This is a genomic window from Faecalibacter macacae, from assembly GCF_003687725.1.
In the GTDB taxonomy this organism is placed as follows: Bacteria; Bacteroidota; Bacteroidia; order Flavobacteriales; family Weeksellaceae; genus Empedobacter; species Empedobacter macacae.
Genome location: NZ_RDOJ01000030.1, coordinates 1 through 12,994, shown reverse-complemented (window position 1 = coordinate 12,994; position 12,994 = coordinate 1). Strand labels below are relative to the sequence as shown.

The following is a 12,994-nucleotide window of genomic DNA, read 5'->3' as shown; positions in this document are numbered from 1 at the left end:
TTTTGGCTCATAACAACACTAAATTAATAATTTATAGTGTTGCATTAGTTTTCTGAACCCGCGAGTAAATTGCACACAACGGTTTGGGTATTGCCGAAGGCGGGGATTTTTAGCACCGAACTTCAATAGAAATACCAAAGTTCAAATATAGTAAAAAAGTTCAATAGAATTCCTTCAGCCCCGCTTTTGGCAATACCTTGTTAGCGGTAGTGCGTTATCTCAATATTTCACCGTCTTTCATTTCTATTATTCGGTCGCTTTTTTTGGCAAAATCATCATCGTGGGTTACGGCTATAATCGTTTGTCCGTAATTTCGTTTGAGGTCTTGAAAAATATCAAAAACTATGTCGGTATTTTTACTGTCCAAATTTCCTGTGGGTTCATCTCCCATAATAATTAAAGGGTCGTTGATTAAAGCACGAGCAATTGCTACACGCTGTTGTTGTCCGCCTGAAAGTTTACTTGCTGGTTTTAGGGCTTGGTCTTTTAATCCTAATATTTCTAATTTCTGATAGGCTCTTTCTTCAATTTCTTTTTCGGAAAGTTTGCCTAATTTTAAAGCTGGTATCATCACATTTCGTAAACAAGAAAATTCGGCTAATAAGTAATGAAATTGAAAAACAAAACCAATTTTTTCGTTTCTTAATTTAGCTAATTGGTCTTTTGATAATCCAGTGGTTAATTGATTGTCAATAAATAAATTTCCTTTATAATCAGTATCCATTGTAGAAAGTATATACAACAGAGTAGATTTTCCACTGCCTGATTTTCCTATCATCGATAAAAATTCTCCTTTCTGAACTTCAAAATGTATGTTTTTCAATACTTGAAATTCTGTTGGTTCGTGAAAGAATTTATCTATATTTTCTGTTTTTAATATTGTATTCATTTTTATTTTCTTAAAATATCTATAGGATCTACATTGGCTGCTTTTTTGGCTGGAATATATCCTGCAAAAAATGTAATAAATAATCCAATCAAAACGCCTTGAACAAATTTTTGAGGTTCATAATCTATCGGAAAATAACCAATATCGCCGCCGAGATAAACTCTTTTTAAAATGGTAATTAAAATTGTTGCCATAATTACACCTCCAATTACGCCCATTATTCCAATGGAAATGGCTTGTGTTACAAAAATTCTAATAACATCTTTTCCTTTAAATCCCATTGCTTTAAGAATGGCAATATCATTTATTTTTTGTGAAACGGTCATATTCAAAATGTTGTAAATACCAAAACCTGCTACCAATAAAATAGTAAATGATACGAAAGTTATAATCATTTTTCGCATTTTATTGGTTGCCATCAAAGTTTCATTGGCTTGTTTCCAACCTTCGGCTTTGTAGCCCGTAATTTGTGTGAGTTTTTCTGCCACTTTCTCAGCAATTTCTGGGTCGATTACATTTACATTAATATCTGTAATATAGTTATTGCCCTGTTTTAAAAGCTGTTGTGATGCCGATAAATTAATGTAGGATTTTGTTTTATCGGTGATGGAATTATTGGTTTTAAATATTCCTACTACTTTAAACTTCCTGTTAATACTTTTAGAAGAAGTAAGGTTTAAATTATCATTTATTGCCAAATTCATTTTTTCGGCAACGCCACTTCCTATTATAATTCCATTGGGGTTAGATTTTAATAAATCAAAATTTCCATCCACCATAAATGATTTTATATCGTACATCAAATTAGCTTCATCTGGTTTTATGCCCACCGAAATTCCTGAAATTTGAGATTTCCCATTGTTGTAAAACACACTGGTATTTACTTGTGGCGTTACTACGGTTACTTTTTTTTGTTTCAAAATTGTTTCCATTACTAAGTTGGGATTGATAATCGTGTTATTTATGGGAACAACTTTCGGATTAACTATGATAGATTTGCTTTCGGAATGATTGATTAAAGGTTTGCTGATTTCATCATCTTTATACACTCTAATATGAGAAGTATTTCTAAAAATAGAAGTATTTGAGCTTTTATCAAAACCTACCAATAAACTATTCATAAATATGTAAACTGACATTCCTAACAATACACCCAAAACCGCTACGGCTGTGAGTTTTTTATTAGAAAAAATATAGGTTTTTGCAATGGTACTGTTTATGTTCATAACTTATAACTTCAATGGTAAAATCACATCATTTTCATTAATTCCACTCAAAACTTCTACAAATTCGGTAGATACAATTCCTATTTTTATTGTCACATACTCGTCTTTGCCTTTTACATTTACTTTGTTGCCATAGCCCATATAACTTCTAGGAATCAGCAGTGCATTTTTCTTTTCGCCTACCAAAATATTGGCTTCTAATTGAGTTCCGAAAATGGAATTTTGTATAGGCTTATCAAATGTAACTTTACAAATAAAAGATTGTGTTTTCTCATCAAAAGCAGATAAGATTTCAGATATTTTTCCATTTATAATTTCATCTTTATTGGAGTTTAAAGACACATAAACAGATTGACCCTGTTTAATTTTACCAATACTATTTTCATCAACATTTAAAACGGCTTCTAATTTATTGGAGTTGGCAATCGTAGCAATAACGTCTCCTTTACGCACATAATCTCCTGTGGTTTTATATTTTTTAATAACTGTACCACTTTCTGTTACCTGTATTGAGTTATAATTTTGCACCACCTGATTGTTTCTTAATTGCCCTTTGGTTGTAATATGTTGTTGCTTGGCGGTTTGCAAAATTTGATTGGCTTGTTTTTTTAATGCGTTCAAATTGGATAATGAATTTTGGCTATTCAATTTCATATTTTCATATTCTACTTTTGCTACGCTTTGACTTTGATACAATCTTTTATAGCGTTCTTCTTGGGTTTTATCTTGTTGGTATTTGCTTTCTGCAAACGCTATATTTTGTTGCAATTGTTGCATTTGAGGCGAATTAGCTGTTAAATTTTCATTTGTAATAACCAATTGTTCTTGTACCGTTTGCGTGTTAATTTCATTCGTTCTATTATCAATATTTGCAATAAAATTGCCTTTATTTACAGCAATTCCAACATCTAAATTTACATTTTGCAAAACTCCATCGGTTTGAGCTGTAAGATTATAAGAATCGTCCCACTCCAATTGTCCCGAAGCAAAAACAAGTTCTTTAATGTCTTGTCTAATGGGTTTTTCTTCTTTGCTTTTAGTGCAAGAAAAAACCGTGAATAATGTAAATAGTATAACTATGTTTTTCATCTTAAAATGTATTATTAATTTCAATTTTACTTTTGCTAAATCCAATATTGGTTAATACAGAAACTATATTTAGTTTACTAATAATCATATCGTTTTGCGAAATCAAAAGTTTGTCTAATGGTAAAATTCCTTCCTTAAATTGGTTAAAATTCTTCTCGTAGGTATCTTTTTTCAAATCAAATACCTTTTGAAAATTGATGAATTGTTGTAAAGATTTTTGATATTCCAAATTCAATTGTTCATTTTTACTTTCTGTTTCCGCCTTTATATGTTCATTTGTTTTTTGTAATATTTCCAATTGTATTTTTTTGCTTTTGATATTGGAAATACGCTGTATTGTTGGTAATTCCCAACCCAGTTTTAATCCCACATAATTAAAATTTTGCCAATTGGATTTGCTTGCGAAAAAATTGTCGTTACTCAAATTTTGCCAATTAAAAGAAGAAACAAAAGAGAGAGTAGGATAATTTTGATATTGTAAAGATTTGTATTCTTGCTGTGCCAATTGCGCTTGTAATTCGCTATTTTGGTTTTGTAGATTGTTTTGGTTTGCAGATAGGATTGTTTGGTCTTTAAAATCCCATATAGTTTGTTTTAAATTGCTTTCAATTTTATTTTCAAAAAATAGATTCAAAATTTCGTATTGAATTTTGGTATTCATTTCCAATTGTTCCAGTTTATCTTTTAACAAAATTAAATTAACTTCAGCTTCGTTTACTTCTTGTTTTCTTGCGATTCCTTCCTTATTTTTCTCTGAAATAATTTTTAGAATATTTTCGGCAATCAAAATATTTTCTTCTACAACTTCCTTTTGTCCATTAAAAGAGATGATATTAAAATACACCGCATTTATTTTTTCATATAGATTTTGTTCGTTGATTTTATTTTGATTTTCTACCAATTGCTCATTAATTTTTGCCGATTTTATTTGAGCAAAATTTGATAAATTGATAATGTCAAATTGTGGTTGAATATTGAAAGTAGAAACATATTGCTGTCCAATTTGCACTTCTTTAAAAGTTCCTGAAACTCCGCCAAACGCTTCGGCAGGCAAATAACTTATTGGTAAATTGATATTGTCTAAAACCTGAATACTTGTATTCACTTTTGGATTAAATGCATTGCCAAGAGCTGTTTTTTTTTCTAATTCTGCTAGATGTGTTTGAAGCTTTGCATTATCAAAACTGTAATTTTTCGTTTTAGAAAATTCCAATACTTCATTTAGCGTCGAAAATGTTTTACTTTCTTGGGCTAAACTGTTTTTGAAACTAAATAGTATCAGTGATAAAACCAGTATTTGTTTGTGAATATTCACTAACTTAAGCATATAATTTTTTTTATTTAATTAAAAGCAACTGACTATTTTCAATACCTTTTACCCAATGTTTTACTTGTGGTTCAATTTTGTAAAAATCACCAGCTTTGAGTGTTTTAAGATTGTTTTTCTCGTCTTCATAAACCACTTCACCAGTTACACAAATTAAAATAGCATCTGTTTTAGTAATGTGTTCTGCCAAAATACCATCTTTGTTTATCTGTAAGCTTCTTGTAACGCCTTCTTTTCCTTCAAAAAGAACATTTACAGATAATGATTTAGTGCTGTCGTGTAAAGAATCGAGTTGATTATATCTTATCATATTTTTAATATTTGAGTTGTTTGTTTTGTCTTGTGCAATAGAATTATTTGTGAATGCAAATAGTGCAAATGCGAAAAATGCAAATTTTATCTTTTTCATTTTTTAAATTTTTATAAGTGTTAATAGATTATTCATTGTTTCATTTCCTTTTTTTTCTAAATCAAAATGAAAGTTTTCCATTTTCCATTTTAGCATTTGTAATCTAAATGCTCCCATTGTAAAATGAACCAAATAATCGGAATCAATATGTTGATTAAATACTTTGGATACTTGTCCTTCTTCAATTACTTTCCTAAAGATTATAGAATTGGTTTGCATTAAATTTAAAATTGTATTTTTTATTTTTTCTGAATTATCCAAAAGTCCTTCCGACAAAACAATTACTATAAAGTGCGGATTGGTTTTAAAGAAAGAAAACTGACTTTTAAAAAGTTGTTTAAATTTTTCCTCTGCATTTAAATCCGAATTGATGATACTTTCGAATCGTTCATTTACATTTTTAGATAAATAGCTAATTAAATGAATGATAATTTCTTCTTTGTCCTTAAAATGTCGATACAAAGCACTTTCAGAAAACTTCATTTCTTGGGCAAGGTTTTTTGTTGTCAAACCCAGAATTCCTTTCTGCATCAGAATTTTACCTGATACTTCAATGATTTCTAATTGTCTAGTAGATAAATCTGTTTCCATATAATAGATGTTAGTGAATATTCACTCTTCAAAAGTAAAACTTTATTTTTAATAGACAAGTATTATTTTAAAATATTATTGATTTGTAGTTTTGGAAAGGGTTTGGACGGCGGTTTCAAGTTGCTAATGCAACGATAATATAAAAATAGTAAAAATTTTGATTATTTGATTTGTTGAATAATCATTCGATTAAAAACTTGCGCTGGTGAATATCCATCAAGTACTTTTCGAGGTCTTTCATTAAGTTCACGTTGCACTTTTTTAAGTTCTTTTTCAGAGTAAATTGAAAGGTCAGTTCCTTTAGGAAAATAATCTCTTAAAAGTCCATTTGTATTTTCATTTGTAGGTCTTTCCCAAGGCGAATAGGGATGTGTAAAATAGACTTGTACCTTCGTGTTTTTGGTGAATAATTTATGCTGAGCCATTTCAGTACCGTTATCGTATGTTAACGATTTTTTCATGAGCTTTGGCAGCTTCTTAAATTCCTTTTCAAAAGCCTTTCGAACGGTCTCCGCATTTTTGTCTTTTAAATGAACTAAAATCACCGCACGAGTAGATCTTTCAACCAACGTTCCAATAGCCGATTTATGATCTTTTCCGATAATTAAATCACCTTCCCAATGTCCAGGAATCTCTCTGCCTATAACTTCTTGAGGTCTTTCATCGATAGAAATACGGTCCTTAATTTTAATATCTTTCGATTCTTTAGAGCGAGCAGGTCCTCTAGTTTTTTTCTTTTGTCTTAGCGAGTCAATTAGTTCCTTTTTTAGGTGACTTTTACTGTGCAAATAGATATAAAAATAAATGGTTTCGTGGCTTACATTCATTGCTTTATTATGTGGAAAATTATGTTTTAAAAATATGGAAATTTGTTCAGGCGACCATCTTTTTTTGAGTTTAGAATGCACAATTTTTAAGAGCTTTTTATTGCTTAAAATTTTGCTTCTCCCATAGTTTTTATTCATCGAAATTTCAAAGGCAATTTGATGTGAAATAAAAGCATCGTAACATCTTTTTTTAAACTTTTTTACTTCTCTGGATATTGTACTTTTGTTTCTATTTAATAAAATAGCAATGGATGAAATGGAAAGTTTTTGATCTAAATATTTCTCAATTTTAAATCGTTCTTGAAGGGTTAATCTTGTATAATTTTGGCTCATAACAACACTAAATTAATAATTTATAGTGTTGCATTAGTTTTCTGAACCCGCGGACGCATTACCGCTAACGGGCTGCGGCTTGGCGAAGTGCGGGAAGAAATTGAACGCAGTTCAATTCGTCACGAACTGAGCAAATTGCTCTTTTGTTTTGATAAATTTAAGAAATAAATTGAAACAAGAGCAATTTTGCGAGAGAAAAACATAGGCTGAAAGTTTACTTTCAGCCCGTTTTTTGCAAATACCATGTTATGCGCTTTTGCAAGCTGACTGAAAAATAAAATAATAGAAAATTAGAAATAAACTTCAAGTTCAAATATTTCAAAAAAGTTGAAAAAAAGATGAATTTATGGTTTGAAAATCGATTAGCCGAATTTGTTAGAAATACAAAGAAAACCAACTTTCGAAATCTGAAAAATTGAGATTGTTTAATTTATAAAAATTCAAGAAAATGCTGAAACATCAGCTAGAAAATAGCATTTTGTTCAAAATAACAGAATAAATTGCTAAAAAAATACTGAAAACTGAATTTCTGAAAATTTGAATTTCGGAATTGCAACTTGCTTGAAAATTGCTAAAAACAAAGTTTGAAAATCGTGAAAAATTTAAAAGAATTTGAGATAGAAAATAGTTCGAAAAACTTGGATGCTCGAAACTGCAATTGCGTATAACGTTTCGGGTATTGCCGAAGGCGGGGAATTTATGGCTGAAAGCTTAAATTCTGCACCGAGGCAAGCCAAAACGAATTTTTATGAGTTAAATTTAAAAATAAAAAACGAATAAAATTCGTTTTTGGCGGAATAGTAGAACGAAAGTTGAATTTAGCACTTCAGCCCCGCTTTTGGCAATACCGTATTAGCGGCTGGTGTTTTGTTTATTTCTTTGCTATATAAATTTCAACTTCTGAATTTTCTCCATTTTGAGAGTTTTTGCCGTAAACTTCAAAATCATAAGTATATTTTCTATTCAATTCTTTGTCTCTATTCCAAATATCAATCCAAGTATTTACAACTGCGTTTGGCATTTCTCCTTTGGCTGTAAATTTCTGAAAGTTTTCAGTTTGAAATTCACGTCCGATTAAGCCTTCTGGAATTTTGTCAAGTGTTGAAACAGGAACTCCGATTATTGTTGTATAATCTTCAGTAAAGTCACTTTTATAATCTGTATAAATCGCCAAAACTTCATTAGAAACTTTGTTCGGAATTTTGTCAAATATGTTTTGGGTAAAAAAAAGTCCCCAAAGATTGTCTAAATCTTGTTGTGCTTTACTGTCTTTATTAGTCGTTCTGGTTGAAATTCCAATTATTTTAAATCCGTTTGTCATTTTATTATTTTATCAACTGTTATAATTCTGTAAGTGTTTGAGTTTACTGTGATTTTAATGTTTTTATCAGCGTTTGAAATGTAGAAATTTTTTCCGATTTTTTTAAAGTTGTTTATAGGTGTTTCTGAAATTGTTGCTAAAAGGTTGGTTTCGATTTCATTTTTAGAAAAGTTGCTTTTTAGTTTTTTGTTTATTCGGTCGTAAACAAGTTCGGTATAGCAAATATTGTTTAAAATTTTGTTTTTGTCAATGGTCATTTTAGTAGTTGTGTCAATTTAGCTGTGAGTTCGGTTACACTTGCCGCTAACGAGCCGGGTATTTTGCGAAGAACGGAAAGAAATTGAACGAAGTTCAATTCGTCACGAACTGAGCAAATTGCTCTTTTGTTTTTATAAATTTAAGAAATAAATTGAAACAAGAGCAATTTTGCGTTGAGAAAAACTTAGGCTGAAAGTTTACTTTCAGACCGTTTTTCGCAAATACCATGTTAGCAGAAGTATTTTATTCAAAAGAGTTTCCATTATAAATTGCTGTTTCAATTTCAAAATTTAATCTATTTACTAATCTTAAAAGTTCAATTGGATAATAATTTCGTAAAATAGCTTGATTTTCATTTATTAATACTCCAAATCTTAAGTATGAAAATGTTACTTTATGATTAGAGACTAATTTTTCTAATTCAATACAGTTTATATTAAGAAATTGAATAGCATCATTAATTTGACCATTCAAATTGTCCATTTCTTTATTTGATATTTTAATTGATATAATATAATTTTCGTTTAATCTTTTTTTTAGAGAATTTGTAAATTCACCTTTTTCATCAATTTTAAAGTTTGGTAAAGTAGTTGTTTTTATAAATTCTTTAAACGAATCGGTATCACTATAAATTTCTAATATACACATTTCAAATTTTAGTATTTTAAACAGTTTCAGGAGAAATATTTCTGCTAACGAGCCGAGTATTTGCGAAGAACGGGAGAGAATTTGAACGAAAGTTCAAGTTCGTCCGTTCAAGCAAATTGCTTGGCTGAAACTAAATTAGATTAAAGTTTTAAGAAAAGCAATTTTGCGAGCGGAAAATTATGGATAAAAAGTTAGCCTTCAGCCCGTTTTTTCGCAAATACTATGTTAGCTGTAGTTATAACTTTTAATTATCTTATTAAAAATTTCTAATAATAATGCAGATATTATGAATGCAATGGTAAAAAATGAAAAATTAGAAAAAGTTTCATTTATATATAGTCGGAAATCTAAACCATAAATTTTTTCTAAATAATTACGACTTATTATCAAGCTTATTACTAAGCCAATTCCAGATGATAATATAATTGTTATGAATTTCACTAATTTTTGAATTTTACTAAATTCATTATTATGTTTTTGAATTGAATAAATTAAAGATAAACCAAAAGCTATTCCTAATATAAAATATTGTGAAATTTCAGTAATTCCACCCTTTTTGAATGGAGATTCTATTATGAAAGAGATTAAAGATATGATCATCAATGCAGATAGAACTTTCTTAATTGAGAATAACATTTTATAGGTTCAGAGATTTTATAATTACAGCTAACGAGCCGAGTATTTGCGAAGAACGGGATAGAAGTTGAGCGAAAGCTCAAGTTCGTCCGTTCAAGCAAATTGCTTGGCTGAAACTAAATTAGTATATTGTTTTAAGAAAAGCAATTTTGCGAGTGGAAAATAATGACAAAAAAGTTAGCCTTCAGCCCGTTTTTTGCAAATACTATGTTACACGATGGCTTTATTTTTTATAAGCTTGATCTTTATAAATTTCAATAAATTCTTCGGCTTCTTTCATAGAGTTTGGAAATTCCGCATATTCATTGGTCAATTTTCCATCTTCAATCTTGTAAATATGTTGAAAAGGAAAACCGTTTTCGATTAAAAACTTAACTGTTTCCCAAGCTTTTTTATCGTTTTTTTTCGGTGCTCTAAATCTATGAGATAATAAAGTCATAGGTTTTCCACATTCAGGACAAGGATATGAAAGTTCTGAACCTAAATCAATATCACGATTGAATGAAATTTTACATTCTAAACATACTTTTTTATATCCCATTTTTGAGATTTTATTTCTAAAGATAATAAGTAGAATAATTATAACAATATCAGCATATATTAAAGTTTTCAAATTACTTATTGATTCACATAAATTGTCACCAGTTATTTTTGATATGCATTCAATTGGAGAATCAGTTTCGTATTTTAAACTTACCATTGTATAAATAATTCCGAAATAAAATATTGGAATTAGAATAATCAAAATTATGATTAATATGTAAAAGTATTTTTTCTTCAATTTATACGCAGAGTTGGGAAAGCTTTCGTGTAACGAGCCGAGTATTTGCGAAGAATGGGAGAGAAATTGAACGAAGTTCAAGTTCGTGCGTTCAAGCAAATTGCTTGGCTTAAACTAAATTAATTGAAAGTTTTTAGAAAAGCAATTTTGCGAGTGGAAAAAGATGGGATGAAAGTTTACTTTTAGCCCGTTTTTTCGCAAATACTTTGTTATACGACGTTTTTATTTTTTGATGAATTCAACATTATTTATAGTTTTCTCAATTAATTTATCTAAATGAACAATTTTCAAATTTTTATTAAAGTTATAATTGATATTAAGTTGATCATCAAAGTTCTTTAAATCAAATTCATCAAACCGATTATAGAATTTTTTATTATTTATATTGAAAAATAAATTTTTAAATGTAGAATGAGAAAGTATATGTATTGAAATGTTATTTTCTGAAAATCTTTTTACTCTTTGAGTTTCTAACTCGTTTAAATTCTTTAATATGTAATCTATTAATTCATTTGAAATAATAGTATAATTATACTGATAACAATTATTAAACTTTTGTATGTAAGAAATATTGTTTTCAAGCCATATTACTATAAATTCTTTGTTTGAATCTTGAAAACAATTATCTTTTTGAGAAGTATTTAAATAAATACTTCCATTGGAATATTTATTAAATACAATATAATTAAGATTTTTACTTTCTAAATCTTTAATAGTCGTGTTTTCTGAAATTCTATTATAAAATTCTTGTGAATCTTCAAGAGAAATTTTTGTATCAATTTCAGGTAATGTATATCTATAAATTTGTTTATTGCAGCTAAATAAAAATATAATTAATGTAAAATAGATACAAGTTTTCATAAAAATGTTGTATAACGTTTTGGGGCTTGGCGTCAGTGGCGGAAATTGAAGCGAAAAGTTTCAATTTAGCGACACAGTAAGCAAAAGCCAATTAATTGAATAAATTTAAGAAAAAAGTCAATATAATTGGCTTTTTGCGGAATAGAAAGACGAAACTTCAAAATTTAGCCTTAACCCGCCATTGCGCCAAACCCTTGTTAGCTGCTGCCAAATGTCACATCGAATATAATGTTTTCAAAAATGTCCCATAACATCCGATGTCAATCAACTCGTCTTTGTCAGAATTTATTGCAAGTCCGAACATTTTAGTTTCTTCGTCAAAATAAATTTTGTAACCTCTTTTGTCTTCATTTTCCTCAAGCACAGTCCATAATTCGTAAACGTCAGTAGAGTCATTAGAATTTTTATAATTCTGTTTTGTAGGCTCAATTAAACACTTTGTTAAGTCAAGTCCAAATACATTGTTTATATCAGGTTCGGATATTATTTTCACTATCAATTATGTCTCTAATCTCCTCGGCCGTCATTCTGAGATTTTTAAATGTTTGATAAGAATGTCTTCAACTTCTTCAGCAGATAAATTATCAAAGTCACCTGCGGGTGTATATGGAAAGTCTTCTGTTGTCGGTGGGTTTTCCAGCGAAACAAAAAACACATTGTCAGTTCTTCCGTTGTCAGTAATGTAAACTGTATATTTTTTTGTTTTGTCTGAAAGTCCAATTGCTGTATTGTCAGCGTCCCAATAGTCCGTTACGAGAATATTTTCTGAACCGTACTTTTCTAAAAGATGCTCTGTCAATTGCTTTATTTGTTTAGTCTTTTGTTCCAACTTCTAAATTCTTTTTATTAGGTTGTCGTCTTTATTGGTTGCAGCTAACGTTTTGGGTATTGCCGAAGGCGGGGAAATCGAAGCCGAAAGTTTCGATTTTGCACCGAGGCGAGCCAAAACGAATTTTTATGAGTTAAATTTAAAAATAAAAAACGAATAAAATTCGTTTTTGGCGGCGATAGAATTACTGACGTAGAACTCGACACTTCAGCCCCGCTTTTGGCAATACCTTGTTATGGGCAGCCTTTTTTATTATCCAAATAATTTCGTCCATAAGGTTTTCTTTGAATTGCGCATTTCAATTTGGTTTTGCTGTAAATTTTCAAGTCTTTGCAATAATTCATAGTTTGTTGTTACAAGCAAGTTGTCCATTTGAGAATAATATTCGTCATCACTGTCTTTAAGTTCGGAAGCCGTAATAAAAATTGATTTTCCGTTTTCCATTTTAATTTCAAATGTCTGCGGATATGTTGTATAGACTTTGTTTGTGCCGTCTAAATTTGAAATCCAAGTTTCTTCCCATAAAATTTTAAAGTCAACGATTTTTTGTCCAATGAAAGGTTGCCATTTGCTGTCAGAAGAAACGTCCCATTTCTGTTCATAGTCGTTTGTGGTTTCTGTCAAGTCAAGTTGCTTTGATAGAAGCCCGTAACAAACAAATGTGTTGTCCCAAAAAATATAAATAGTTTTGTTGTCTGATTTGAAGTAAATGGAATGGTCAAGAGTATCAATATCTGGATACTTTGTCTTGTAACAAGGTTCGGGATTAATATTGTTTCCCTCTTCGTCTGCAAAGTATTTTACTTCACCATAAATAATAGCACGAATTGTCAGTCCAACCAACATTTGTCGGCAGTCATTTTCGTAATTGATTGTTTGTCGGTGAGTGTCATTTAAGGTTGCCCATAACGAGCCGGGTATTTTGCGAAGAACGGAAAGAAATTGAACGCAGTTCAATTCGTCACGAAC

At 29.7% G+C, this 12,994-nt stretch carries 17 protein-coding genes; 1 reads left to right on the top strand and 16 read right to left on the bottom strand.

Features of this window, described 5'->3' with window-relative positions:
* Positions 1 to 214: 214 nt before the first annotated feature.
* The 7 genes from EAH69_RS13655 to EAH69_RS13625 all read right to left on the bottom strand — a co-directional run bounded on the left by EAH69_RS13655 (position 215) and on the right by EAH69_RS13625 (position 6,691).
* Complete coding sequence (locus EAH69_RS13655; protein WP_121935770.1) at positions 215 to 889, bottom strand: ABC transporter ATP-binding protein; 675 nt, start codon at positions 887 to 889, stop codon at positions 215 to 217.
* A 2-nt stretch (positions 890 to 891) separates the two neighbouring features.
* A complete protein-coding gene (locus EAH69_RS13650; protein WP_121935769.1) occupies positions 892 to 2,115 on the bottom strand; it encodes an ABC transporter permease in 1,224 nt (407 codons plus the stop codon).
* A gap of 3 nt (positions 2,116 to 2,118) precedes the next feature.
* A complete protein-coding gene (locus tag EAH69_RS13645; RefSeq protein ID WP_121935773.1) occupies positions 2,119 to 3,204 on the bottom strand; it encodes an efflux RND transporter periplasmic adaptor subunit in 1,086 nt (361 codons plus the stop codon).
* Position 3,205: 1 nt separating this feature from the next.
* Entirely contained in the window at positions 3,206 to 4,417 is a 1,212-nt protein-coding gene (locus EAH69_RS13640) for a TolC family protein (protein ID WP_230466836.1), read from the bottom strand.
* A gap of 124 nt (positions 4,418 to 4,541) precedes the next feature.
* On the bottom strand, positions 4,542 to 4,940 hold the full coding sequence (locus EAH69_RS13635; RefSeq protein WP_230466835.1) for a cupin domain-containing protein: 399 nt from the start codon (positions 4,938 to 4,940) through the stop codon (positions 4,542 to 4,544).
* Positions 4,941 to 4,943: 3 nt separating this feature from the next.
* The gene (locus tag EAH69_RS13630) at positions 4,944 to 5,531 is read right to left on the bottom strand and encodes a TetR/AcrR family transcriptional regulator (protein WP_121935767.1); all 588 of its coding nucleotides are present in this window, start codon (positions 5,529 to 5,531) and stop codon (positions 4,944 to 4,946) included.
* A 161-nt stretch (positions 5,532 to 5,692) separates the two neighbouring features.
* Positions 5,693 to 6,691: an IS30 family transposase gene (locus tag EAH69_RS13625; protein ID WP_121935766.1), complete on the bottom strand. Its 999-nt coding sequence runs from the start codon at positions 6,689 to 6,691 to the stop codon at positions 5,693 to 5,695.
* 642 nt (positions 6,692 to 7,333) lie between these two features.
* On the opposite strand from EAH69_RS13625, the gene EAH69_RS14015 reads away from it, so the two are divergent.
* The gene (locus tag EAH69_RS14015) at positions 7,334 to 7,471 is read left to right on the top strand and encodes a hypothetical protein (RefSeq protein WP_230466834.1); all 138 of its coding nucleotides are present in this window, start codon (positions 7,334 to 7,336) and stop codon (positions 7,469 to 7,471) included.
* 91 nt (positions 7,472 to 7,562) lie between these two features.
* On the opposite strand, the gene EAH69_RS13620 is transcribed toward EAH69_RS14015, so the two are convergent.
* From EAH69_RS13620 to EAH69_RS14010, 9 genes are all read right to left on the bottom strand, one after another.
* Positions 7,563 to 8,012 (bottom strand): GyrI-like domain-containing protein, encoded by a 450-nt coding sequence (locus tag EAH69_RS13620; protein ID WP_121935765.1) that lies wholly within the window; start codon positions 8,010 to 8,012, stop codon positions 7,563 to 7,565.
* Positions 8,009 to 8,269, bottom strand: a complete 261-nt coding sequence (locus EAH69_RS14150; RefSeq protein WP_394338587.1) for a DUF3781 domain-containing protein — start codon at positions 8,267 to 8,269, stop codon at positions 8,009 to 8,011. Before EAH69_RS14150 ends, EAH69_RS13620 begins: the two co-directional genes overlap by 4 nt.
* 244 nt (positions 8,270 to 8,513) lie before the next feature.
* Complete coding sequence (locus EAH69_RS13610; protein WP_121935764.1) at positions 8,514 to 8,918, bottom strand: hypothetical protein; 405 nt, start codon at positions 8,916 to 8,918, stop codon at positions 8,514 to 8,516.
* A gap of 225 nt (positions 8,919 to 9,143) precedes the next feature.
* Positions 9,144 to 9,554 carry a hypothetical protein gene (locus EAH69_RS13605; protein WP_121935763.1) on the bottom strand — a complete coding sequence of 137 codons (411 nt, stop codon included), beginning with the start codon at positions 9,552 to 9,554 and terminating at the stop codon, positions 9,144 to 9,146.
* A gap of 223 nt (positions 9,555 to 9,777) precedes the next feature.
* Complete coding sequence (locus EAH69_RS13600) at positions 9,778 to 10,254, bottom strand: hypothetical protein (protein WP_121935762.1); 477 nt, start codon at positions 10,252 to 10,254, stop codon at positions 9,778 to 9,780.
* Positions 10,255 to 10,557: 303 nt separating this feature from the next.
* Positions 10,558 to 11,196: a hypothetical protein gene (locus tag EAH69_RS13595; protein ID WP_121935761.1), complete on the bottom strand. Its 639-nt coding sequence runs from the start codon at positions 11,194 to 11,196 to the stop codon at positions 10,558 to 10,560.
* 214 nt (positions 11,197 to 11,410) lie between these two features.
* Entirely contained in the window at positions 11,411 to 11,689 is a 279-nt protein-coding gene (locus EAH69_RS13590; protein ID WP_147439156.1) for a hypothetical protein, read from the bottom strand.
* Positions 11,690 to 11,719: 30 nt separating this feature from the next.
* A complete protein-coding gene (locus EAH69_RS13585) occupies positions 11,720 to 12,025 on the bottom strand; it encodes a hypothetical protein (RefSeq protein ID WP_121935759.1) in 306 nt (101 codons plus the stop codon).
* 252 nt (positions 12,026 to 12,277) lie between these two features.
* On the bottom strand, positions 12,278 to 12,994 hold a 717-nt coding region (locus EAH69_RS14010), incomplete at its 5' end, for a hypothetical protein (protein WP_230466833.1).

Coding starts and splice junctions, on each gene's coding strand:
- EAH69_RS13655 (WP_121935770.1), bottom strand. CDS start 889: ATGAATACAATATTAAAAACAGAAAATATAGATAAATTCTTTCACGAA.
- EAH69_RS13605 (WP_121935763.1), bottom strand. CDS start 9,554: ATGTTATTCTCAATTAAGAAAGTTCTATCTGCATTGATGATCATATCT.
- EAH69_RS13595 (WP_121935761.1), bottom strand. CDS start 11,196: ATGAAAACTTGTATCTATTTTACATTAATTATATTTTTATTTAGCTGC.
- EAH69_RS13625 (WP_121935766.1), bottom strand. CDS start 6,691: ATGAGCCAAAATTATACAAGATTAACCCTTCAAGAACGATTTAAAATT.
- EAH69_RS13600 (WP_121935762.1), bottom strand. CDS start 10,254: ATGGTAAGTTTAAAATACGAAACTGATTCTCCAATTGAATGCATATCA.
- EAH69_RS13635 (WP_230466835.1), bottom strand. CDS start 4,940: ATGAAAAAGATAAAATTTGCATTTTTCGCATTTGCACTATTTGCATTC.
- EAH69_RS13620 (WP_121935765.1), bottom strand. CDS start 8,012: ATGACAAACGGATTTAAAATAATTGGAATTTCAACCAGAACGACTAAT.
- EAH69_RS13645 (WP_121935773.1), bottom strand. CDS start 3,204: ATGAAAAACATAGTTATACTATTTACATTATTCACGGTTTTTTCTTGC.
- EAH69_RS14150 (WP_394338587.1), bottom strand. CDS start 8,269: ATGACCATTGACAAAAACAAAATTTTAAACAATATTTGCTATACCGAA.
- EAH69_RS14015 (WP_230466834.1), top strand. CDS start 7,334: ATGCTCGAAACTGCAATTGCGTATAACGTTTCGGGTATTGCCGAAGGC.
- EAH69_RS13630 (WP_121935767.1), bottom strand. CDS start 5,531: ATGGAAACAGATTTATCTACTAGACAATTAGAAATCATTGAAGTATCA.
- EAH69_RS13610 (WP_121935764.1), bottom strand. CDS start 8,918: ATGTGTATATTAGAAATTTATAGTGATACCGATTCGTTTAAAGAATTT.
- EAH69_RS13650 (WP_121935769.1), bottom strand. CDS start 2,115: ATGAACATAAACAGTACCATTGCAAAAACCTATATTTTTTCTAATAAA.